The organism is Bacillus cereus group sp. Bce019, assembly GCF_051781745.1.
GTDB lineage: Bacteria > Bacillota > Bacilli > Bacillales > Bacillaceae_G > Bacillus_A > Bacillus_A cereus.
The window spans coordinates 1-20,134 of sequence record NZ_JBPWJX010000032.1 but is presented as its reverse complement, the minus strand read 5'-3'; the positions used below and the strand labels follow the sequence as shown (position 1 = coordinate 20,134).

Below are 20,134 nucleotides of genomic sequence, written 5' to 3'. Positions count from 1 at the left end.
CACTTTTTAATACTTTTCTTTATCCTATCACATCAGCTATTCTATAAGAAGAGAGAGAACTTTCATAACTTATTGGTTTTACAGAAGAAGGGGGCAAACGTATGCAACTATTTCATAAAGCAATCAATCGACGTGGAACGCATAGTATAAAATGGGATACATATAAAAACGAAGAACTTATCCATGCTTGGATTGCTGATATGGATTTTGAAGTACCAAAACCAATTCAAACTGCCTTAAAACAACGAATCGAACATCCGATTTTTGGCTATACACTTCCTCCCGAAAATATTGGGGATATTATTTGTAACTGGACAAAACAACAATACGACTGGGATATTCAAAAAGAATGGATTGTCTTTAGCGCCGGAATCGTTCCAGCTCTTAGTACGAGCATACAGGCTTTCACAAAAGAAAACGAATCCGTTCTCGTACAACCACCTATTTATCCTCCATTTTTCGAAATGGTCACAACAAACAACAGACAGTTATACGTGAGTCCATTACAGAAACAAAATGATACATATGTGATAGACTTCAAGCATTTAGAAAAGCAGTTTCAGCAAGGCATCAAACTCATGCTTCTTTGTAGCCCTCATAACCCAATCGGGCGCGTTTGGACGAAAGAGGAACTTGTACAGCTCGGATCGTTATGTACTAAATATAACGTAATCGTTGTGGCGGATGAAATTCATTCCGATATTATTTATGCAGACCATACACATACACCGTTCGCTTCCTTATCTGAAGAATTAGCAGCGCGCACTATCACTTGTATGGCTCCAAGTAAAACATTTAATATCGCTGGATTACAAGCGTCGATCATTATCATTCCAAACGAAAAACTCCGTCACGCCTTTACAGCTATCCAGTATAGGCAAGGCTTCCATGGGTTAAATATCTTCGCTTATACAGCGATGCAAAGTGCTTATACAGAATGTAATGATTGGCTAAATGAAATTCGATTATATATAGAAGATAATGCTCAATTTGCTTGTGAATATATTAAAACTCACATACCTGCTCTTTCCGTAACGAAGCCAGAAGGTAGCTTTTTATTATGGATTGACTGTTCTCGTCTAAAGCTTTCTCAAAAAGAGCGTACCGCACTACTTGAGGAAAAAGGAAAAATCATCGTTGAACCTGGTGAGAAATACGGGTTAGGTGGCGAAGAACATATTCGAATTAACATCGGCTGTCCACGATCTGTTTTAGAAGAAATTTTAAACAGACTGCTTCATACGTTTTCATAATAAGAAAGGAGTCTGTCCCCCTAATCATTCTTGGACAGACTCCTTTGTCATATTTTGTCGGTAAGTCGATATATTTCAAGTTACGGTCGATATATTCCAATAATCGCCGATATAATTTGAGTTACAGTCGATATATTCCAATAATCGCTGATATATTTTCAATTACATTTCACAAAGAAAGCTACCATTCACGGTAGCTTTTACTTTTTCTTCATATCCGATGCTTTTTTTACAATTACGCCACAAGCAATTCGATCCCCTGATTTACCTGTCGGTTGAGTCATACCATCATCAGGGTTTTCTGTAATAATAATAGACGCTCCATCTTTTCTATGAATCGTCGTTTTTCCTTCTTCAAGTGTGATGTGTGGGGCATTAATTTCCGCTTTAATCTTTCCAGAACCATCTGCAACTACGTTCGGTAAATCACCGTTTTCTGCACCCTTCGGATTAAGAAGACCATGTTTTTTATCATCTGGATTAAAATGATTTCCGGATGATTCAAAACGAGGTGCCTTACACTCTCCGATTTCATGTACATGTAGTCCGTGCGGGCCTGGAGTGAAACCTTCCCCTTTAATCGTAATTTTCACTCCACTTGTTTGCTGCACTACTTTCGCAGTCCCTACTTCATCTCCTGAAGCATTATGTAATTTCACTTCAATTTCTTTCGGCTTTCCTTGGTCACAACCTGCCATCAGAAATAATAAACAAAAACTGAAAAAAAGCCGTTTCTTCATTTTATTCCCTCCAAAATATATTCTGCCCTTAGATTGTCCGAGCATAGAGGGAAACATACAAAAATGCGTTACTGTTTCTTTTCAGCTAATAGTTTTTCTTCAACTTTCTGTAATCGCTCTGCTTCTCTTTTTGATACACGAATAAACATGCGCCACGTGGCAATAGCACCGATAATAAATAGAACGCAAACAATCCCTGGAATAATATATTCTGTTTTATCTTCCGGAAAATATAAAGGCATCATATAGAACACTCCTTATTATAGGATTTATAAAACATCAGAATTTTCTGTTATATCATTTTAAATTATAGTGGAACCTATCCATATTCTCAAGGGGCGTTCTGAAAGCAAATGATTTCTTTGACTCTTTCTCCTACTTTCCTTACTATAAACTTGAGGTGAAAAATATGAGAGAAACATTTGAAATTGGCGAAATCGTTACTGGTATTTATAAAACAGGAAAATACATTGGCGAAGTTACAAATAGCCGCCCTGGCAGTTACGTCGTAAAAGTATTAGCTGTTTTAAAACATCCGGTGCAAGGTGACTTACATAACGTAAAACAAGCTGACGTACCATTTTTCCATGAAAGACGCGCTTTAGCTTTCCGTGAACAGACGAACATTCCAGAGCAAATGGTGAAAAAATATGAAGGAGAAATTCCGGATTATACCGAGTCACTAAGATTAGCATTAGAAACTCAAATGAATTCATTTTTTGAAGATGATTCACCTTTTGCAGAGCGTAGTCTAGAAACATTACAACAGTTAAAGAAAGACTACAAACTCTAAAAAACAAAACGACCAAATTACATAATGTGCAATTTGGTCGTTACTGTGTGCTCACTTTCTTTAACACTTTTGAAAAATCAACAAGTTCTCCTAATGTTGGAGGTGCTGGCTTTACTAAATACTCTTTATCTTTTTCTACTAGTTTAAAAATATTGTACGTCGTCATCGCATCGTCAAGCGCACAATGATGCTTCCCTGTCCCTACTTTTCCATACGCCTCAATTGCTTTCCATAATCCTGTTTGATTTCTTTCTCCAAAAAACTTCTTATACTCAAGCGATAAATCACGACACTGTCCGAAGAATGGAAAAGCTATCCCTGCCATTTCACAATTATGCTTCAGCACTTTCATATCCATATTTCCCCACGTTACAATTGTCGGTTTACATTTCGTTTCGTATTCTGCAAGCTTCTTAACGAGTTCAGGAAATGAAATCCCTTTATCCACAACCTCTTGTTTTATTCCTAAAAACTTCTTGCATCGATCCGTTAAAGAGGGAAATGTTTTCGGCCTGACATGTGATGAATACGTATCTTCTACCTTACAGCCAGCAACTGAAACGAGTCCTACCTCAATAATCTCCGGAAAAAATCCTTTCGGTTTCTTTCTATGCTGGGGCATCGTAAACTCAAAGTCTAAAAATAAAAATCGTTGTTCATCCATACGATCCCTTCCTTATCATTTTTGTCATTCCTTTCTATTTGACACTCCTACACGAACAAGCTCGAATGCTAATTCCATTTTAAATATTCAGATTGGATGTATCTTATATATATGTCAAATGCCCACAAATATTTTAAAAAATAAGAAAAAATGACCTATGCAGAAAATATGACAAAATCCCCCCTTTCATTTACATCCGCCATTTTCCTACTTTATAATGACGTTATGTGTGTTTCTTCTAGAACATTTTTGACACACTAAGAAAAAGTGAATGAAAGGAGATGAGATTTTTGCACGAAACAACGCAAGAACTCGCTAACTGGCAGTATTATTTTGCTATCGCAGTCTTTTTAATTACATATGCCATTATTATTTCTGAAAAAATTAATCGTGCTGTCATCGCACTTCTTGGTGCAGCACTCATGGTAATTGTGGGAGTCGTCGATTTACACAACGCCTTTACGAAACATATTGAATGGGGAACGATTACGTTACTTATCGGTATGATGATTTTGGTGAACATTACGAGTAAATCAGGTGTTTTCCAATACGTTGCTATTAAAGCAGCAAAAGGAGCTCAAGGAAATCCAATTAAAATTTTAATTTCACTTTCCTTACTTACCGCGCTTGGCTCCGCATTTTTAGATAACGTTACAACTGTACTTCTTGTTGTTCCAGTTACTTTATCTATTACGCGCATACTGCAAGTAAATCCTGTTCCTTATTTACTTTCTGAAATTATTTTTTCAAACATTGGAGGAACAGCAACATTAATTGGTGATCCACCTAACATTATGATTGGTTCTGCCAATAAGCATTTAGACTTCAATGCTTTCCTATTGAATCTAGCACCAATCGTAATTATTATTATTGCAGTTACAGCGATAATACTTTACTTTATGTATCGCAAACAATTAATTGCCGATCCTGTACAAGTTAAGAAATTAATGAGCCTAGATGAAAAGCAATACATTAAAGATCCAGTATTAATGAAAAAATCTTTAACAGTACTTGGACTTACAATTGTAGGTTTCATGACTCATTCGATTTTCCACGTTGATGCAGCTATCATCGCTTTAACTGGTGCTACTGTACTTATGTTAATTGGTGTGAAAGAGCATGAAATTGAGGAAGTATTTGCAAGCGTAGAGTGGGTAACAATCTTCTTCTTCGCAGGGCTATTCGTACTTGTTGGAGGACTTATCGATATCGGTCTTATCAAAATGTTAGCTCAAAAAGTAATTGGTATAACAGGCGGAGATATTTCTTACGCATCCATCCTTATTTTATGGGTATCTGGTATCGCCTCTGCAACAATTGATAACATCCCATTCGTTGCAACAATGATTCCACTTATTAACGATATGGCAGTTGGGCTAGGCTTATCACCATCTGACGCACAAATCGATGTATTATGGTGGGCATTAGCACTAGGTGCTTGTCTGGGTGGAAACGGAACATTAATCGGAGCTTCTGCTAACGTAATCGTTGCAGGTATCGCGAGCCGCGAAGGACATAAATTTAGTTACATGGACTTCCTAAAAGTCGGTTTCCCAATTATGATCGTTTCATTAATCATTTCTCACATTTATATTTATTTACGCTACCTTATGTAGTAAAAAAAGCGCTCTGATAATCAGGGCGCTTTTTTACTTATATCTAAAATATATCGACTTATCAACAAAAAAGAAAAATCTACTCTTTATATCTCACCGGTTCATTTCGAATGATAAATAAATGAATCGGTAAGAACACCGAAAATGTGATTACATGAATAATCGTAAATAATATAGAGTTCGTTCCGTATCTGTCTAAAATAGCGTAGATAAGATAAATGGACAATACAATCGATACAGCTGTTGCTAGTAAACTTATAACTGGTACGAAATTAAAAATAAAACATGCAACGTATATGCCGAATACTTTCCACCCTGCTTCTTCTTTCAAAAAATCTGGTAATTTATCTTTCGCTAAGTCACCCCACGTCTTACTATTCAAAAACGGAATAAACGCAAGCACCCCGTCCGTTGCACCATCATTTTTCGCCATCGAATAAAGTGCAAAAGCCGTTAACAAATATGAAATAATTGCCCAAATCAATATAACAAGAATAAACGCAAAACTAAGAGCAAAGAAACCTGCTAATACGCCTTGATCCTCCATCTTATCCTCTCCTCTCTACTTTCAACATATTTCATTACATTGCAAGTTATGTTTTAAAATTTATCCAAACTCTTTGTATAATAAGAGAAGAAAGAGAATAAGAGAGGAGCAACACTTATGCATCCATTTGTAAAAGCATTACAAGAGCATTTCACAGCTCATCAAAATCCTGAAAAAGCAGAACCTATGGCTCGTTATATGAAAAATCACTTCCCATTTCTAGGTATTCAAACACCGGAAAGACGCCAATTATTAAAAGACATCATTCAAATACATACTCTCCCAGATCAAAAAGACTTCCAAATTATCATACGTGAGCTTTGGGCCTTACCAGAACGTGAATTCCAAGCGGCCGCACTTGATATTATGCAAAAATATAAAAAGCATATAAACGAAACTCATATCCCCTTCTTAGAAGAACTGATTGTCACAAAATCTTGGTGGGACTCTGTCGATAGCATCGTCCCTACATTTTTAGGCGATATCTTTTTAAAACATCCAGAATTAATTTCTGCCTATATTCCAAAATGGATTGCATCAGATAACATATGGTTACAACGTGCCGCTATTTTATTCCAACTAAAATATAAACAAAAGATGGATGAAGAACTTCTTTTCTGGATTATTGGACAACTACATTCTTCAAAAGAATTTTTCATCCAAAAAGCGATTGGCTGGGTCCTTCGTGAATATGCAAAAACAAATCCGGATGTAGTTTGGGAATACGTGCAAAACAATGAGCTCGCTCCATTAAGTAAGCGTGAAGCAATTAAGCATATTAAAGAAAATTACGGAATAAATAATGAAAAAATAGGCGAGACTCTATCATAGATAGACGCGTTCCTCTATTGAGATTTAAAAAAGAACGTGTTAGAATATGTTCATTATTATTAATATAAGTAGCGATGACGGACTTATAAGTACTTGCATAAAAAGCGATTCAGGGATAGTGAAAGCCTGAAGCCGCAAGGAAACGGCAGTTCTGAGCAATACATGATAAAGTGGATGCACCTTTTGTGTATCAACTAGGGTGGAACCGCGGGCAAACGCTCGTCCCTAGGCAAATAAGCCTTGGGATGAGCGTTTTTTTATGTTCTTTTTAGCATATACTGCTCGTTTCCAAAGTATCAGAGTATGTCATCGCCAATACGTTAACTTTCAAAAGGAGGATTTTCTTATGTATTCAATGGAACAAGTTGTAAACTTAGCGAAACATCGCGGTTTTGTTTTCCCTGGTTCTGAAATTTACGGTGGTCTTGCAAACACTTGGGATTACGGTCCACTTGGAATCGAATTAAAAAATAACGTTAAAAAAGCTTGGTGGAAAAAATTCATTCAAGAATCTCCACACAACGTTGGTTTAGACGCAGCTATTTTAATGAACCCTAAAACTTGGATCGCTTCTGGTCACGTTGGTAACTTCAACGATCCAATGATTGACTGTAAAAAATGTAAAGCTCGTCACCGTGCTGACAAATTAATTGAGGATGCTTTAGATGCAAAAGGCATCGAAATGGTTGTTGACGGTCTTACTTTCGACCAAATGGCTGACTTAATGAAAGAACATGAAGTAAAATGTCCTGATTGCGGTAGTGAAGAATTCACTGAAATCCGTCAGTTCAACTTAATGTTCAAAACATTCCAAGGTGTTACAGAGTCTAGCACAAACGAAATCTTCCTTCGTCCTGAAACAGCACAAGGTATTTTCGTAAACTTCAAAAACGTTCAACGCTCTATGCGTAAAAAGCTTCCATTTGGTATCGGCCAAATCGGTAAGAGTTTCCGTAACGAAATCACGCCTGGTAACTTCACATTCCGTACACGTGAATTCGAACAAATGGAACTTGAATTCTTCTGTAAGCCTGGTGAAGATTTAGAGTGGTTTGCATTCTGGCGTGAAACTTGTAAAAACTGGTTACTTTCACTTGGTATGTCTGAAGAGAGCATGCGTCTTCGTGACCACGGTGAAGAAGAGTTATCTCACTACAGTAATGCAACAACTGACATTGAATTCAAATTCCCATTCGGTTGGGGCGAACTTTGGGGCGTTGCATCTCGTACAGACTTCGACTTAAAACGTCACATGGAACATTCAAACGAAGACTTTAACTATATTGATCCACAAACGAATGAGCGTTACGTGCCATACTGCATCGAGCCATCTTTAGGCGCAGACCGCGTAACATTAGCATTCTTATGTGATGCATATGAAGAAGAGCAATTAGAAAACGATTCTCGTACAGTTCTTCGTTTCCACCCTGCTTTAGCACCATACAAAGCAGCTATCTTACCATTATCTAAGAAGCTATCTGAAGGTGCTACTGAAGTATTCGCAGAATTAGCTAAAGACTTCATGGTAGACTTTGATGAAACTGGTTCTATCGGTAAACGTTACCGTCGTCAAGACGAAATCGGTACACCATTCTGTATCACATACGACTTCGACTCAGTTGAAGACAAAGCTGTTACAGTACGTGACCGTGACACAATGGAACAAGTTCGTATGCCAATTAGCGAACTAAAAGGTTTCTTAGAGAAGAAAATCCAGTTCTAATTATAAGAAAAAGAGGCTGCTCATAAGAGCGCCTCTTTTTTACTTTTCACGTTTTTCTTTAATTGCTACTGTACATCTTGATATACATAGTAAATCATCATTTTCATCAATAATACGAACATCCCAAACCATTGTCGATTGTCCTCTATGTATCGGTGTTCCGATCGCTGTTACAATTCCATCTTTCTTTGAGCGAATGTGATTTGCATTAATTTCTAATCCGAAACAAATACATTTTTCTTGATCAATTAAATTATATGAACCAACACTTGCCACTGTTTCCGCTAATGCAACCGATGCACCTCCATGTAAAAATCCAAACGGTTGATGCGTACGCTCATCAACAGGCATCGTAGCAACTACCTTATCTTCTGTCATCTCTAACAACTCAATTCCAAGTGAATCCATTAAAGTTTTTGCCATATCGCTTCCCCCTTCTCTTACTTTAATTAAATGTATAATTTTACCTATTTATTTTCAAACTACTTATAACACTTATATAAGGAGGCTTCACCTAAATGAAACAGAAATTTTGTATATTACTGCTTATGTTCTCCTTGCTGACTATTGTACCAAATTGTGCAATAACAGCCAAAGCATCTAACCTGACAATCGATGTTAAGACTGTAACGCAAAAAGGTAAGAAACCTTATATAGAATATCAAATAAATAGGCCTTCTTTTCACAACTTTTCTGATTCTAAATTTCAAAATAAACTCAATTTATACTACAAAAAATCCACTGACAAATTTAAAAACAAATTAGAAAAAGAAGCAAAAAAATATTATAAAGAGACAGAAGGATCTAGTACACCCTTTCATCCGTACGTAGCAAATGTTGATTATAAAGTCTCTTTAAACAAACCACCTTTTCTTAGCCTATATGTGAATTACTATCAATATACTGGCGGAGCACACGGTCTTTATACGTGGAAGGCAAATACATTTGATTTAAACGAAAAAAAAGTGCTGCACTTAGACGATTTATTTCAACAAAAGGATAAATATAAAGATGTAATCCGTGCAGAGATTGTACGACAAATTAAACAAAATGAAAGCATTTATTTTCCTGATGCAACTGAAAAAGTAATGAGTATGAAAAAATTTCACTTCTTTTTAGAGCCAGACAATCTCGTCATTTATTTCCCTTTATATGAGATTGCTCCCTATTCAAGTGGAATTCCGCAATTTCGTATTCCATATACGTTGCTAAGAGACTATTTAAAGCCTTCTTATCAAAATATTTTGATTGACAAAAAGTAAATATTTTCGCTACGATAATGTTAACCTAAAAACAACAGGAGGTTAACATTATGAGAAGATTTCATGTTTTAGATTTAGCATTAGCTGCCATGTTTGTTGCTCTTATGGCCATCGGTGCAAATATTGTATCTTGGGCACCTTTCTTACAAGTAGCAGGCATCCCATTATCTATGCAACCATTTTTCGCAATTTTAGCAGGTCTTCTTCTTGGAAGTAGACTTGGTGCCTTATCCATGACTGTATATATGCTCGTTGGCTTAGCCGGCGCACCAATCTTCGCTAACTTCAAAGCTGGATTTGGAGCACTTTTAGATCCTACTGGTGGTTTTATTATCTCCTTTATTATCGTTGCTTACGTATCAGGAAAACTAGTAGAACAAAAAGAAAGACCAACTTTCATTACATTTGCAATTGCCTCTTTCACTGGAATTATTTTAACTTATATAATCGGTACTACTTACATGTACGGAGCAGTCAATCTCTTTATGGGCGGTAATATGAGCTATAAAGCTGCTTGGATGATTATGATGTGGTTTGCAGTAAAAGATATTGCATTTACAATTATCGGTGCTATTATCGCACCTCGCATATACTATGCTGTGCGTCGTTCTGCTTATCAGCATTCTCATTCGACGATTTCATAATAAAAAAGAGTTATTGCAGCAAGCTGCAATAACTCTTTTTTTATATTAAGACTCTTGATTCGCTTGTTCTTCTAAAATTTTCTTCATCATTGCAACCATGTCATCACGCAATTCTGGGTGTTGCAGGGCCATTTCAATTGTCGTTTGAACGAATCCTAGCTTTTCACCTACGTCGTAGCGCTTTCCTTCGAAATCGTAAGCAAATACACGTTGAATTTCATTTAAGCTTTGGATTGCATCTGTTAATTGAATTTCACCACCAGCACCGACATGTTGCTGTTCTAAGAACATAAAGATTTCAGGCGTTAAAATGTAACGGCCCATAATTGCTAAGTTTGAAGGAGCTGTACCTTGTGCTGGTTTCTCAACGAAATTGCGAACTTGGTAACGACGACCTTCTTGTTCTAATGGATCGATAATTCCATAGCGATGTGTTTCCGACTCTGGAACAGTTTGTACACCAATAACAGAAGAAAGTGTTTTTTCATACTCATCCATTAATTGACGTAAACACGGTTTCTCAGCTTGGACAATATCATCACCTAGTAACACTGCAAACGGCTCATCACCAATGAATTTACGCGCACACCAAACAGCATGTCCTAGTCCCTTCGGCTCTTTTTGACGGATATAATGAATATCTACCATTTTTGAAGAAGCTTGTACTTTTTCAAGCAACTCATATTTTTTCTTCTCTAATAAGTTTTGTTCTAGTTCAAATGCATTATCAAAATGATCTTCAATAGAACGCTTTGTTTTACCAGTAACGATAATAATATCTTCGATACCCGATTTCACTGCTTCTTCTACAATGTATTGGATCGTTGGTTTATCTACTATCGGTAACATTTCTTTCGGCATTGCTTTCGTTGCTGGTAAAAAACGTGTTCCTAATCCAGCTGCTGGGATTATCGCTTTTCTTACTTTTTTCATCACAAAATACCCTCTCTCCTGTCGGAATCAATAGCAATCATTTCCTACATAAAACAAAAGGGAGATTTCGCTCCCTTTTGTTCCTTACTACTTAAAATTACTTTGTATTATAAACGATTCATAATGTCTTCTTTAATAGTAAGTAACTTTTGTTCACTATTTTGTAAAGAACTATCTTTCACACCAAAGTAAAACTTAATCTTCGGCTCAGTTCCAGATGGACGTAGGCAGAACCATGAACCGTCCTCTAATTGATATTTTAACACATTTGATTTCGGTAAGTGAATCTCTTCTTTATGTCCATCTTGTAAAGATGTAACGATACTTGCTTTATAGTCTTCAACTGCTACGACTGTTAAGCCCGCTACTTCTTTCGGAGGATTCTCACGGAACGTCGCCATCATCTCTTGGATTTTTTCCGCTCCATCTTTTCCTTTTAACGTTAACGATACAAGGTCTTCACGGAAGAAGCCGTATTTCTCAAATACTTCTAATAGACCGTCATATAACGTTTTCCCTTGTGATTTGTAGTATGCAGCTACTTCACATGCAAATAGAACAGATTGTACTGCATCTTTATCACGGCAGAATGGGCGGATTAAATAACCATAGCTTTCCTCATAACCGAATTGGAATTCATATTGTCCGCTTTCTTCATACTGTCTAATTTTCTCACCGATAAATTTAAATCCAGTTAACGTATCAATTGTATCTAAACCGTATGCTTTTGCAATTGTACGACCAATTTCAGACGTTACGATTGTTTTTAATACGACACCGTTCTCTGGAAGCGTTCCGTTTTCTTTCTTTTGAGATAATAAGTAATCAAGCATTAATGCACCTGTTTGGTTTCCTGTTAATACTTGGAACTCACCATTATGATTACGCACTGCTACACCAAGGCGGTCTGCGTCAGGATCAGTTGCGATTAATACATCTGCGCCTACCTTTTCACCGTCACGAATTGCATACTCAAACGCTGCGTGCTCTTCTGGGTTCGGTGATTTTACTGTAGAGAAGTTTGGATCTGGTAACTCTTGCTCTTTTACAACTGTTACATCTGTAAATCCAACTTCTTTTAAACCACGGCGTACAGAAATATTTGATGTTCCGTGTAATGGTGTAAAGACGATTTTTAAGTCTTTGCCGGCCTTTTGCACCATTTCTTTATTAATGATGACATTGTTCAATTCTGCAGCATATGCATCATCTACTTCTTGTCCAATAATATGTAATAAACCGTCAGCTTTTAATTGCTCTACATCAGCGACTTCAACTGTTAATTCATCTTCTACTGCATTTACGTAGCTAATTAACTCATCTGCCTCTTTTGGAGGTAACTGTCCACCATCTTCACCGTATACTTTGTATCCGTTATATTCAGGTGGATTATGGCTTGCCGTAAGAACGATTCCACTTACTGTATGTAAATGACGAACTGCGAAAGAAAGTACTGGCGTTGGACGTAAGCTTTCAAACACATATGTTGTAATGCCGTGTGCACCAAGTGTAGCAGCAACTTCCATTGCGAACTCAGGTGATTTATGACGAGAATCATAGGCTACAACAACACCGCGTTTTTTCGCTTCCTCACCTAATTTTTCAATAAAGCTTGCTAATCCTTTTGTTGCTTTACGAACTGTATATACGTTTAAACGGTTCGTACCAGCACCAAGTTCACCACGCATACCACCTGTGCCAAACTCTAGATTTTTATAAAAGCTATCCTCGATTTTCTTCTCATCTTGCTTCATATTTTCTAGCTGTTCTTTTAATTCTGCATCTAATTGTGCGTAAGAAAGCCAGCGACTAAATTCTTGTTTCCAATTCATTCTTCTCTCTCCTCTCGCTCGTCATACCTTTATTATATGAAAAAAACATGCTGTATCTCAATATTTTATAAAATCTAGCAGGATTTTACTAGGAATATTTGTATACACTATTGTTAAATACTCCACTAAAGGGAATGAGGATTATGCACGAATGGGGCTTGTCAGAAGAGCTCAAAATACAAACAAAGCAAATGATTGAAATTGCTGAAAAAGAACTATCGATTATGAGGAACGCAATCGATAAAGAAGACGAATGTATTTTATGCAAAATGGAAGATATTCATCATATGTTAGCAAATGTACAAACATTGGCAGCTACATACTACATTCAGGCATATTTATCACCTTATACGGAAAGTTCATCTTTTATTACGACAGCTATCCAACATTTAAGCGCCAGAAAACATGGTGCTCTTATCGTTGTGGAACGAAACGAGACGCTTGAAGCTCTCATTCAAACTGGAACGACATTAAACGCTCATTTAACTGCACCATTACTCGAATCAATATTTTATCCAGGTAACCCTCTTCATGACGGTGCCGTTCTCGTAAAAAATAATCATATTGTCTCAGCTGCTAATATTCTTCCTTTAACGAAAAGTACAGAAGTTGATCCTGAGCTAGGAACACGTCACAGAGCTGCAATTGGCTTATCAGAAAAGAGTGATGCACTTATATTAGTTGTCTCTGAAGAAACGGGCCGTACTTCTTTTGCTTTAAATGGGATTTTGTATACGATTTCTTTATAAACACTTTTTAGCACTTTTTTGAACAGCGCAGTAGTAAAATGAAGTTATATCGAATTACCAACAAATACACCTACCATATCAATAAAAAAGGCTGCCTCAAAAATTTGAGACAGCCTTTTCTTCAAAAAATTATTCTTCTCCAAAACGCTCCACAAGTGTTGCAAGTGTACGTACCATTGCACCAGTTGCTCCAGCTGGACCTAAGTCGTGCGCGCCTTTTGTTTCTGATGTTCCAGCGATATCTAAGTGTACCCACGGTGTATCTTCAGCGAATTCGCCTAAGAATGTACCTGCCATAACTGCATGTCCTTCACGGCCTGGTGAGTTATTTAAATCAGCAAACTTACTGTTTCGAACGCGTTCTTTATCACGATCAAAAATCGGTAGTTGCCAAATTGGCTCATCTGTTTCCATAGAAGCCTCTAGCACTTGCTCAAATAACTCTTCATTATTTGTCATTGCGCCTGTCGTATAGTTTCCAAGTGCAACAATTACACCGCCTGTTAATGTTGCAACATCAACAAGGTAGTTTGCACCAAGTTTTTTCGCATACGTAATACCGTCAGCTAAAGCTAGACGACCTTCTGCATCCGTATTTAATACTTCAATTGTTTTTCCGCTCATAGATGTAATTACATCGTCTGGCTTAAATGCCGTACCACTTACAACGTTATCAGTTGAAGGAATAACAGCGATCACATTTTGCTCTGGGCGAAGTTCACCGATAATTTCCATCGCACCTAATACAGCAGCTGCACCGCCCATATCACCTTTCATACCGACCATGCCTTCACGTGGTTTTAAAGAATAACCACCTGTATCGTATGTAATACCTTTTCCAACGAATCCAATGACATCTGTCCACTCTTCTTTTCCTTTATAAATAAGAGCAATCATTTTTGGTGGCTCTACACTACCTTGGTTTACTGCAAGTAACGCACCCATACCAAGTTCTTCCATCTCTTCTTTCTCAAGAACTTTATAGTCCATATCATACTTCTCCGCTAATTCAACAGCATACTCAGCAAGCTTTGTCGCTGTTAATACGTTTGGCGGCATATTTACAAGTGTACGAGCTGAATTTGTTGCACGTCCATGTACGTAGCCAACTGTTAATGCAGCTTCAATTTCTTGTGCATCTTCTGCTGTAATAACCGTGAACTTCTCTAACTCTACACGATCCTTTTTATCTGATTTATACGTTTGTAATTCATATGTACCAAGGCCTTGTACCTCTGCTGCAATATGAGCGACATCAATCGCTTCTAATTTCTCTGTTACGAAAGAATCAAGTAAGATTGCTACATCTTGTACTTTTGCTGCTTGCAGTGTTTTAAATGCCTTACCAAGAGCCGCACGTAACGTTTCTGTCGTATAAAACTCTTTCTTGCCTAAACCAACAAAGTAATAACGTTTCACATTTGTTTTTCCTAAGCTATGTACTTTCGAAATGGCCTTTTTCTTCGTAGATAATTCTTTCTCTTCTAGTAAAACTTGTAATTGTCCTTCAAACGCTTTGTCCAGTTCTTGTACAAAACTACTCATTTTCTCTTCTTCAAATAAAGCGACAATTACTGCTTCGTGACCTGCTAATTCTTTTTGTACTTGAAACATGTTCAAACCCCCTAAATTTCTCTACCACCATTATAACTTTATTTTCGATAAAATGCGACAATTCTAACTACAGTTATATGACGTGTAAAATCCCCTCTATTATGAAATAAGCCAAGAAAAAAAGTCTAGCGTAATTACGACTAGACTATCTTTGTTTTAAATATTGACCACGAAACACTTGCATCGTTTCGTCTTGATTTAACATCGTTAACTCTTCTTCTGTAAACTTACCATTTCCTACTTTTACTACGTACACATTTACTTTTTTCTTACCCCATTGGCTATAAACATCTTTCACCGTATCATAATATAGATCAAGACGGTTTCCTTTTATTGCACCGCCCTTATCAGCTACTACACCATACCCATAACCTGGTACGAATAAAATTGTTCCAATTGGGAATACGCGTAAGTCTGCTGCGATTGTGGAATATAAATCCCTTTTCGCCTTAACACCTGAATATGTAATACCATACTCCGGATGTCCCGGCCTCTTACCAGTTGACTCAATTCCCGACGTATAACCTGTTGCAGTCATTTCAATTGAACGATATTTAGACCAGTCGTTTGCCTGCTCTAAAGCATTTATCACTTCTTTACTCGGAGCAACATTTCTCTTAACTTCTGCTGCATGTACTTCTTTTGCACTCGTTCCCTCATACTTCTTTACAATCTCTAATAAAGAAACTCCTGTGAAAGCATTCCATGTTACGCATAATGCAATTGCAAGTAAACAAGTCATCATAATGCGAATACAATATCGTTTTAACATTTTTATATTCCACACTCCTTCATCGTTAATCATTCCCTATACCATGAAGGAATATGCAAAAAAATAATCTCCAACTTAATTGGAGATTAAAACATTTGATATCCGCTTTTCCGAAGTTTCTTGATTACGACTCCTGCTAAAGCAGCCCCTACTAATCCAGTAGATAGAATAAATACGTCTGCTTGTCCTAAGTGCGATACACTTGTCCCAAATGAAGAAAATGTTTCTTTCGGTTTTGAAAAATAATCCCACATACTCGCTTTATTAATAATAAGCATACAAACAATCGGATACACAATAACCATTACCCAAGTAGCTCGCAAAATCATGTTGAGTAAAAATCCAATTCCAAAGAACAAAATAAAGAATAACATCATTGAAATAAGTAGTACCGGTATACTCACTCTTTTCCCCTCTCCTTCGCACGTGCCGTAAATACGTGATAAGCTGTATAACCAAATGGTTCGCCTGGATTTAATGTTTTGTCCACTTCAAGATGTAGTTCTGATCTTCCTTCTAACAAATATTTAATAAGCACAGACGTATTCGGATTGTCTACAATCTTATCCGGATGTAAGAACGCCACTTCAGACAATTCTTTCTCCTGTATAATAATATTTTCTCCTTCAGGCTCCAAAAGAAAAATAATCATATTATCACTAATCTCATTACGAATAACACCCGATCGAACACCAATGATCCCCTTCACATGAGCGACAATGCCTGTCTCTTCTAACACTTCGCGTTTCACAGCTTCATCAACCGTCTCACCTTCATTTACAAAACCAGCCGGTAAAGACCATTTCCCTTTTAATCCACTGTATTTCTTCTTAACAAATAGCCACCTACCATCTTTTGTAGCTACTAAACCACTAACAGCTAGCCATACCTTCCCTCGTTTCTCCATGATGTAATAACCTCCTCTTTCAGAACGGACAGAATATTCTTTCTTTTTATATTATACTATATTTTTAATATGAAAAAAGCAGAAACAGCTCTTAGCCGTTTCTGCTTTTTCTACTATATATTAAAAGAACTTTAATTTACCTTTTTTAAGAACTAATAAAGGTCCACCTAATAAGAATAGGTAACGGTTATCGATTACTTTCTTCATGAAGGAAGCTTTCCAACCTGTTAACTTTTTACCCATAACAACGCCCATTGCATCGTCATGACCTAAAGAACATACAGATCCTTTATTATCAAATGCGAATTTCTTCATTTCGCCTTTACCACGAACTAATACAGTTAAGTTGTGTGCAATATTGTAACCTTGTTGAATTGCGATTTGTGCTGTTGGTGGGTATGGGCGGTTAATTTCTTCATTAATGATTAACGCTGCGTCACCAACCATGAATACATCTTCGTATCCTGGAGCATGCATGTACTCATCAACTTTTACACGTCCGCGCATTGCTTCAAATCCAGACTCTTCCACAATACCGTTACCACGAACACCTGCAGCCCAAACTACTGTTTCAGACTTAATTAATTCAGTGTCATCGCCATTCGCAACGATAATACCTTCTTCAGTTGCTTCTTTAATTGCTGTACCGATGCGGAATTCTACACCTTTTTTCTCAAGTTGTTTTACAGCGTATTCTACTAACGCTGGATCGAAACCTGGAAGTGCTGTTGGAGCAGCTTCTACACAGATGATACGTGCTTTTTCACGTGGTACATTGTACTCTTTGCAAAGTTCAGGAACACGGTTTGCAAGCTCACCTACGTACTCGATACCAGTAAATCCAGCACCACCAACAACGATTGTTACTAACTCATCGCGTTGTTCAGTTGCATATTTAGAGAAACTAGCTTCCATATGCTCACGAATTTCACGAGTTGCATTAATGTTAGCGATTGAGAATGCATGCTCTTTTAATCCTGTAATTCCGAATGTTTCTGATTCGAAACCAAGACCAATTACTAAGTAGTCATACTCTAACTCGCCGTCTTTTAAGATAATGCGTTTTTCAGCAGCTTTAATTTCTACTACTGTGTCTTGTACAAAGTTCACTTTATTTGTATCAATAACGTCTTGAATATCTAGACAGATTTTTTCATCTTGTAATGTACCAGCTGCGCTCTCGTGTAACCAAGTCGCTTGGTAGTGATAGCTGTTGTTGTTTACTAGCGTAATTTCAGCTTCATTTACAGATAATGCTTTTTGCAGACGAACAGTCGTAATCATCCCGCCATAACCTGCACCTAAAACTACGATTTTTGGAGTCTTCACCAAATCACAACCCTTTTCTTTATATAATAGTAATGAGAAATAATACCAAGTACTAAAAACTCTATTTGTCAAGAATGTGGAATTTATCACATTCTATATCATAACAAAACGCAGTCAAAAAATCGTACGAATTTTGTCATAGAAATTTAACATAATACTTCCCTATATTAGTCGGTTTTATTCCAGAATTCAAGCGTCTGGAGAATTATCAATATTTTAAAATAACATAGCGTTTTCAAGGGTTTTTTAGCCTTTTTTTCATGTATTTTCCTTTCTGTATATTTTATACAATAAAAAAGAACCTATGCGAAAACTTACACACAATTCAGTCGTTTTCAGAAGTATTATGAACTCAAATATGCTATCATTTATTTGAAAGTGTCATCATTTGCAGGATTTTCGTGTACATATGAACAATATATGAAATCAATATCAAAATTCCATCTATAGGGGGAATGAAAGTGGCAGAAAATCAAAAAGTTTACGACATAACAATTATTGGTGGTGGTCCAACAGGGCTGTTCACAGCATTTTATGGCGGTATGAGACAAGCAAGTGTAAAAATCATTGAAAGCTTACCTCAACTTGGAGGACAATTATCCGCACTCTACCCTGAAAAATACATTTATGATGTAGCTGGATTCCCAAAAGTGCGCGCACAAGAATTAGTTGATAACTTAAAAGAGCAAATGAAGAAATTTGACCCAACCGTTTGTTTAGAAGAAGCTGTCGATACGCTTGAGAAACAAGCTGACGGTATATTTAAACTTGTTACGAATAAGCAAACTCACTATTCTAAATCAGTTATTATTACTGCTGGCAATGGTGCTTTCCAACCACGCCGCTTAGAATTAGAAGGTACAGCAAAGTATGAAAAGAAAAACTTACATTATTTCGTTGATGATATGAATAAATTTGCCGGTAAGCGCGTCGTAGTATTTGGCGGCGGCGATTCAGCTGTTGATTGGACAATGATGTTAGAACCGATCGCTGAAAAAGTTACAATCGTTCATCGCCGCGATAAATTCCGTGCGCATGAACATAGCGTCGAAAACTTAATGAATTCTCGTGCAGAAGTAAGTACACCGTATGTTCCAGTTGAACTCATTGGTGATGACAAAATTGAACAAGTCGTTCTTCAGCACGTAAAAACTGAAGAAAAAGTTATCATCGATGTTGATGACGTAATTGTAAACTATGGCTTCGTTTCTTCTCTTGGCCCAATTAAAAACTGGGGCTTAGATATACAAAAAAACAGCATCCTTGTAAATTCAAAAATGGAAACAAATATTCCTGGCATTTACGCTGCTGGTGACATTTGTACATATGAAGGAAAAGTAAAACTCATTGCTTGCGGCTTCGGTGAAGCACCAACAGCAGTAAACAATGCAAAAGCTTACTTCGATCCAAATGCAAAACTTCAACCAATGCATAGCTCAAGCATGTTTTAATATGTAAAAATAAAAGCTCCTTCCATACGCGGAAGGAGCTTTTATTTTATATACCACGAAAGCACACTGAATTCGATACACTATCGAACTCAGTGTGCTTTTCGTCTAAAAAAATTATTGTTTTCTTCTTCTACCTAATACGAATAATACTCCGCCAACTAAGAATGAAATTCCCGCACCAACTGACATCATCCATGGATGTGCTGCCCCTGTTTTCGGTAATTCTTTTTCTACTTTTACTTGCGGCTCTTTATTTAACTTTTCCAGTCTTACTTCCGGTTTCTTCAGATTTTTCGGGTCTTCCGGTTTCACTTCTGGCTCCTTCGGCTCTTTCGGATCTTCCGGTTTCACTTCTGGCTCCTTCGGTTCTTTCGGATCCTCTGGTTTCACTTCTGGCTCCTTCGGTTCTTTCGGATCTTCCGGTTTCACTTCTGGCTCCTTCGGTTCTTTCGGATCCTCTGGTTTCACTTCTGG

General features: G+C 37.1%; 22 protein-coding genes. 9 read left to right on the top strand and 13 right to left on the bottom strand.

What is annotated here, in order from left to right; translation table 11 throughout:
• Window positions 1-101 precede the first annotated feature (101 nt).
• On the top strand, window positions 102-1,253 hold the full coding sequence (locus ACS2QP_RS26120) for a MalY/PatB family protein (RefSeq protein WP_153582700.1): 1,152 nt from the start codon (window positions 102-104) through the stop codon (window positions 1,251-1,253).
• A 200-nt stretch (window positions 1,254-1,453) separates the two neighbouring features.
• Here ACS2QP_RS26120 and sodC read toward each other — a convergent pair whose 3' ends face one another.
• Both sodC and ACS2QP_RS26110 read right to left on the bottom strand, forming a co-directional pair.
• The gene (sodC, locus tag ACS2QP_RS26115) at window positions 1,454-1,993 is read right to left on the bottom strand and encodes a superoxide dismutase [Cu-Zn] (protein WP_153582701.1); all 540 of its coding nucleotides are present in this window, start codon (window positions 1,991-1,993) and stop codon (window positions 1,454-1,456) included.
• Between the two features lie 68 nt (window positions 1,994-2,061).
• A complete protein-coding gene (locus tag ACS2QP_RS26110; RefSeq protein WP_000982757.1) occupies window positions 2,062-2,238 on the bottom strand; it encodes a hypothetical protein in 177 nt (58 codons plus the stop codon).
• A gap of 164 nt (window positions 2,239-2,402) precedes the next feature.
• Between ACS2QP_RS26110 and ACS2QP_RS26105 the strand changes: the two genes are divergently transcribed.
• Window positions 2,403-2,786, top strand: a complete 384-nt coding sequence (locus ACS2QP_RS26105; RefSeq protein ID WP_153582702.1) for a kinase-associated lipoprotein B — start codon at window positions 2,403-2,405, stop codon at window positions 2,784-2,786.
• A 40-nt stretch (window positions 2,787-2,826) separates the two neighbouring features.
• Here ACS2QP_RS26105 and kapD read toward each other — a convergent pair whose 3' ends face one another.
• Window positions 2,827-3,450, bottom strand: coding sequence for a 3'-5' exonuclease KapD (gene kapD, locus ACS2QP_RS26100; RefSeq protein WP_000344356.1), 624 nt, complete (start codon window positions 3,448-3,450; stop codon window positions 2,827-2,829).
• 290 nt (window positions 3,451-3,740) lie between these two features.
• On the opposite strand from kapD, the gene ACS2QP_RS26095 reads away from it, so the two are divergent.
• Window positions 3,741-5,066 (top strand): ArsB/NhaD family transporter, encoded by a 1,326-nt coding sequence (locus tag ACS2QP_RS26095; protein WP_000545232.1) that lies wholly within the window; start codon window positions 3,741-3,743, stop codon window positions 5,064-5,066.
• 79 nt (window positions 5,067-5,145) lie between these two features.
• Here ACS2QP_RS26095 and ACS2QP_RS26090 read toward each other — a convergent pair whose 3' ends face one another.
• Window positions 5,146-5,613, bottom strand: coding sequence for a hypothetical protein (locus ACS2QP_RS26090; RefSeq protein WP_000390062.1), 468 nt, complete (start codon window positions 5,611-5,613; stop codon window positions 5,146-5,148).
• 117 nt (window positions 5,614-5,730) lie between these two features.
• On the opposite strand from ACS2QP_RS26090, the gene ACS2QP_RS26085 reads away from it, so the two are divergent.
• Window positions 5,731-6,444, top strand: coding sequence for a DNA alkylation repair protein (locus ACS2QP_RS26085; protein WP_438882979.1), 714 nt, complete (start codon window positions 5,731-5,733; stop codon window positions 6,442-6,444).
• Between the two features lie 346 nt (window positions 6,445-6,790).
• Window positions 6,791-8,167 (top strand): glycine--tRNA ligase, encoded by a 1,377-nt coding sequence (locus ACS2QP_RS26080; RefSeq protein WP_000287147.1) that lies wholly within the window; start codon window positions 6,791-6,793, stop codon window positions 8,165-8,167.
• A gap of 39 nt (window positions 8,168-8,206) precedes the next feature.
• On the opposite strand, the gene ACS2QP_RS26075 is transcribed toward ACS2QP_RS26080, so the two are convergent.
• Entirely contained in the window at window positions 8,207-8,590 is a 384-nt protein-coding gene (locus tag ACS2QP_RS26075; protein ID WP_001140612.1) for a hotdog fold thioesterase, read from the bottom strand.
• A 95-nt stretch (window positions 8,591-8,685) separates the two neighbouring features.
• On the opposite strand from ACS2QP_RS26075, the gene ACS2QP_RS26070 reads away from it, so the two are divergent.
• Both ACS2QP_RS26070 and ACS2QP_RS26065 read left to right on the top strand, forming a co-directional pair.
• Window positions 8,686-9,429 (top strand): DUF3298 and DUF4163 domain-containing protein, encoded by a 744-nt coding sequence (locus ACS2QP_RS26070; RefSeq protein WP_153582704.1) that lies wholly within the window; start codon window positions 8,686-8,688, stop codon window positions 9,427-9,429.
• Between the two features lie 50 nt (window positions 9,430-9,479).
• The gene (locus tag ACS2QP_RS26065) at window positions 9,480-10,073 is read left to right on the top strand and encodes a biotin transporter BioY (protein WP_332285452.1); all 594 of its coding nucleotides are present in this window, start codon (window positions 9,480-9,482) and stop codon (window positions 10,071-10,073) included.
• Between the two features lie 45 nt (window positions 10,074-10,118).
• Here the strand turns inward: ACS2QP_RS26065 and galU are convergent, their stop codons facing one another.
• Window positions 10,119-11,006 (bottom strand): UTP--glucose-1-phosphate uridylyltransferase GalU, encoded by an 888-nt coding sequence (gene galU, locus ACS2QP_RS26060; protein ID WP_002097988.1) that lies wholly within the window; start codon window positions 11,004-11,006, stop codon window positions 10,119-10,121.
• A 107-nt stretch (window positions 11,007-11,113) separates the two neighbouring features.
• Window positions 11,114-12,838 carry a phospho-sugar mutase gene (locus ACS2QP_RS26055; protein WP_001104203.1) on the bottom strand — a complete coding sequence of 575 codons (1,725 nt, stop codon included), beginning with the start codon at window positions 12,836-12,838 and terminating at the stop codon, window positions 11,114-11,116.
• 143 nt (window positions 12,839-12,981) lie between these two features.
• On the opposite strand from ACS2QP_RS26055, the gene cdaS reads away from it, so the two are divergent.
• The gene (cdaS, locus tag ACS2QP_RS26050; protein WP_000545252.1) at window positions 12,982-13,587 is read left to right on the top strand and encodes a sporulation-specific diadenylate cyclase CdaS; all 606 of its coding nucleotides are present in this window, start codon (window positions 12,982-12,984) and stop codon (window positions 13,585-13,587) included.
• A gap of 129 nt (window positions 13,588-13,716) precedes the next feature.
• Here the strand turns inward: cdaS and pepA are convergent, their stop codons facing one another.
• The 5 genes from pepA to ACS2QP_RS26025 form a co-directional block, all read right to left on the bottom strand.
• Complete coding sequence (pepA, locus tag ACS2QP_RS26045) at window positions 13,717-15,201, bottom strand: cytosol aminopeptidase (RefSeq protein ID WP_438882978.1); 1,485 nt, start codon at window positions 15,199-15,201, stop codon at window positions 13,717-13,719.
• A 145-nt stretch (window positions 15,202-15,346) separates the two neighbouring features.
• Window positions 15,347-15,973: a 3D domain-containing protein gene (locus tag ACS2QP_RS26040; protein ID WP_006922360.1), complete on the bottom strand. Its 627-nt coding sequence runs from the start codon at window positions 15,971-15,973 to the stop codon at window positions 15,347-15,349.
• An 86-nt stretch (window positions 15,974-16,059) separates the two neighbouring features.
• Window positions 16,060-16,377 (bottom strand): YuiB family protein, encoded by a 318-nt coding sequence (locus tag ACS2QP_RS26035; protein ID WP_000027016.1) that lies wholly within the window; start codon window positions 16,375-16,377, stop codon window positions 16,060-16,062.
• A complete protein-coding gene (locus tag ACS2QP_RS26030) occupies window positions 16,374-16,880 on the bottom strand; it encodes an NUDIX hydrolase (protein ID WP_142408444.1) in 507 nt (168 codons plus the stop codon). Before ACS2QP_RS26030 ends, ACS2QP_RS26035 begins: the two co-directional genes overlap by 4 nt.
• 120 nt (window positions 16,881-17,000) lie before the next feature.
• Window positions 17,001-18,209 (bottom strand): NAD(P)/FAD-dependent oxidoreductase, encoded by a 1,209-nt coding sequence (locus ACS2QP_RS26025; RefSeq protein ID WP_000856612.1) that lies wholly within the window; start codon window positions 18,207-18,209, stop codon window positions 17,001-17,003.
• 461 nt (window positions 18,210-18,670) lie between these two features.
• Between ACS2QP_RS26025 and ACS2QP_RS26020 the strand changes: the two genes are divergently transcribed.
• Window positions 18,671-19,660, top strand: coding sequence for an NAD(P)/FAD-dependent oxidoreductase (locus tag ACS2QP_RS26020; RefSeq protein ID WP_000829785.1), 990 nt, complete (start codon window positions 18,671-18,673; stop codon window positions 19,658-19,660).
• Window positions 19,661-19,774: 114 nt separating this feature from the next.
• Here the strand turns inward: ACS2QP_RS26020 and ACS2QP_RS26015 are convergent.
• A partial coding sequence (locus ACS2QP_RS26015; protein WP_438882977.1) for an LPXTG cell wall anchor domain-containing protein occupies window positions 19,775-20,134 on the bottom strand: 360 nt, incomplete at its 5' end.

What these genes read in the sequence shown, in the direction of transcription:
- ACS2QP_RS26120 (WP_153582700.1), top strand. Translation starts at nt 102, where the DNA reads ATGCAACTATTTCATAAAGCAATCAATCGACGTGGAACGCATAGTATA.
- sodC (WP_153582701.1), bottom strand. Translation starts at nt 1,993, where the DNA reads ATGAAGAAACGGCTTTTTTTCAGTTTTTGTTTATTATTTCTGATGGCA.
- ACS2QP_RS26110 (WP_000982757.1), bottom strand. Translation starts at nt 2,238, where the DNA reads ATGATGCCTTTATATTTTCCGGAAGATAAAACAGAATATATTATTCCA.
- ACS2QP_RS26105 (WP_153582702.1), top strand. Translation starts at nt 2,403, where the DNA reads ATGAGAGAAACATTTGAAATTGGCGAAATCGTTACTGGTATTTATAAA.
- kapD (WP_000344356.1), bottom strand. Translation starts at nt 3,450, where the DNA reads ATGGATGAACAACGATTTTTATTTTTAGACTTTGAGTTTACGATGCCC.
- ACS2QP_RS26090 (WP_000390062.1), bottom strand. Translation starts at nt 5,613, where the DNA reads ATGGAGGATCAAGGCGTATTAGCAGGTTTCTTTGCTCTTAGTTTTGCG.
- ACS2QP_RS26085 (WP_438882979.1), top strand. Translation starts at nt 5,731, where the DNA reads ATGCATCCATTTGTAAAAGCATTACAAGAGCATTTCACAGCTCATCAA.
- ACS2QP_RS26080 (WP_000287147.1), top strand. Translation starts at nt 6,791, where the DNA reads ATGTATTCAATGGAACAAGTTGTAAACTTAGCGAAACATCGCGGTTTT.
- ACS2QP_RS26075 (WP_001140612.1), bottom strand. Translation starts at nt 8,590, where the DNA reads ATGGCAAAAACTTTAATGGATTCACTTGGAATTGAGTTGTTAGAGATG.
- ACS2QP_RS26070 (WP_153582704.1), top strand. Translation starts at nt 8,686, where the DNA reads ATGAAACAGAAATTTTGTATATTACTGCTTATGTTCTCCTTGCTGACT.
- ACS2QP_RS26065 (WP_332285452.1), top strand. Translation starts at nt 9,480, where the DNA reads ATGAGAAGATTTCATGTTTTAGATTTAGCATTAGCTGCCATGTTTGTT.
- galU (WP_002097988.1), bottom strand. Translation starts at nt 11,006, where the DNA reads ATGAAAAAAGTAAGAAAAGCGATAATCCCAGCAGCTGGATTAGGAACA.
- ACS2QP_RS26055 (WP_001104203.1), bottom strand. Translation starts at nt 12,838, where the DNA reads ATGAATTGGAAACAAGAATTTAGTCGCTGGCTTTCTTACGCACAATTA.
- cdaS (WP_000545252.1), top strand. Translation starts at nt 12,982, where the DNA reads ATGCACGAATGGGGCTTGTCAGAAGAGCTCAAAATACAAACAAAGCAA.
- pepA (WP_438882978.1), bottom strand. Translation starts at nt 15,201, where the DNA reads ATGTTTCAAGTACAAAAAGAATTAGCAGGTCACGAAGCAGTAATTGTC.
- ACS2QP_RS26040 (WP_006922360.1), bottom strand. Translation starts at nt 15,973, where the DNA reads ATGTTAAAACGATATTGTATTCGCATTATGATGACTTGTTTACTTGCA.
- ACS2QP_RS26030 (WP_142408444.1), bottom strand. Translation starts at nt 16,880, where the DNA reads ATGGAGAAACGAGGGAAGGTATGGCTAGCTGTTAGTGGTTTAGTAGCT.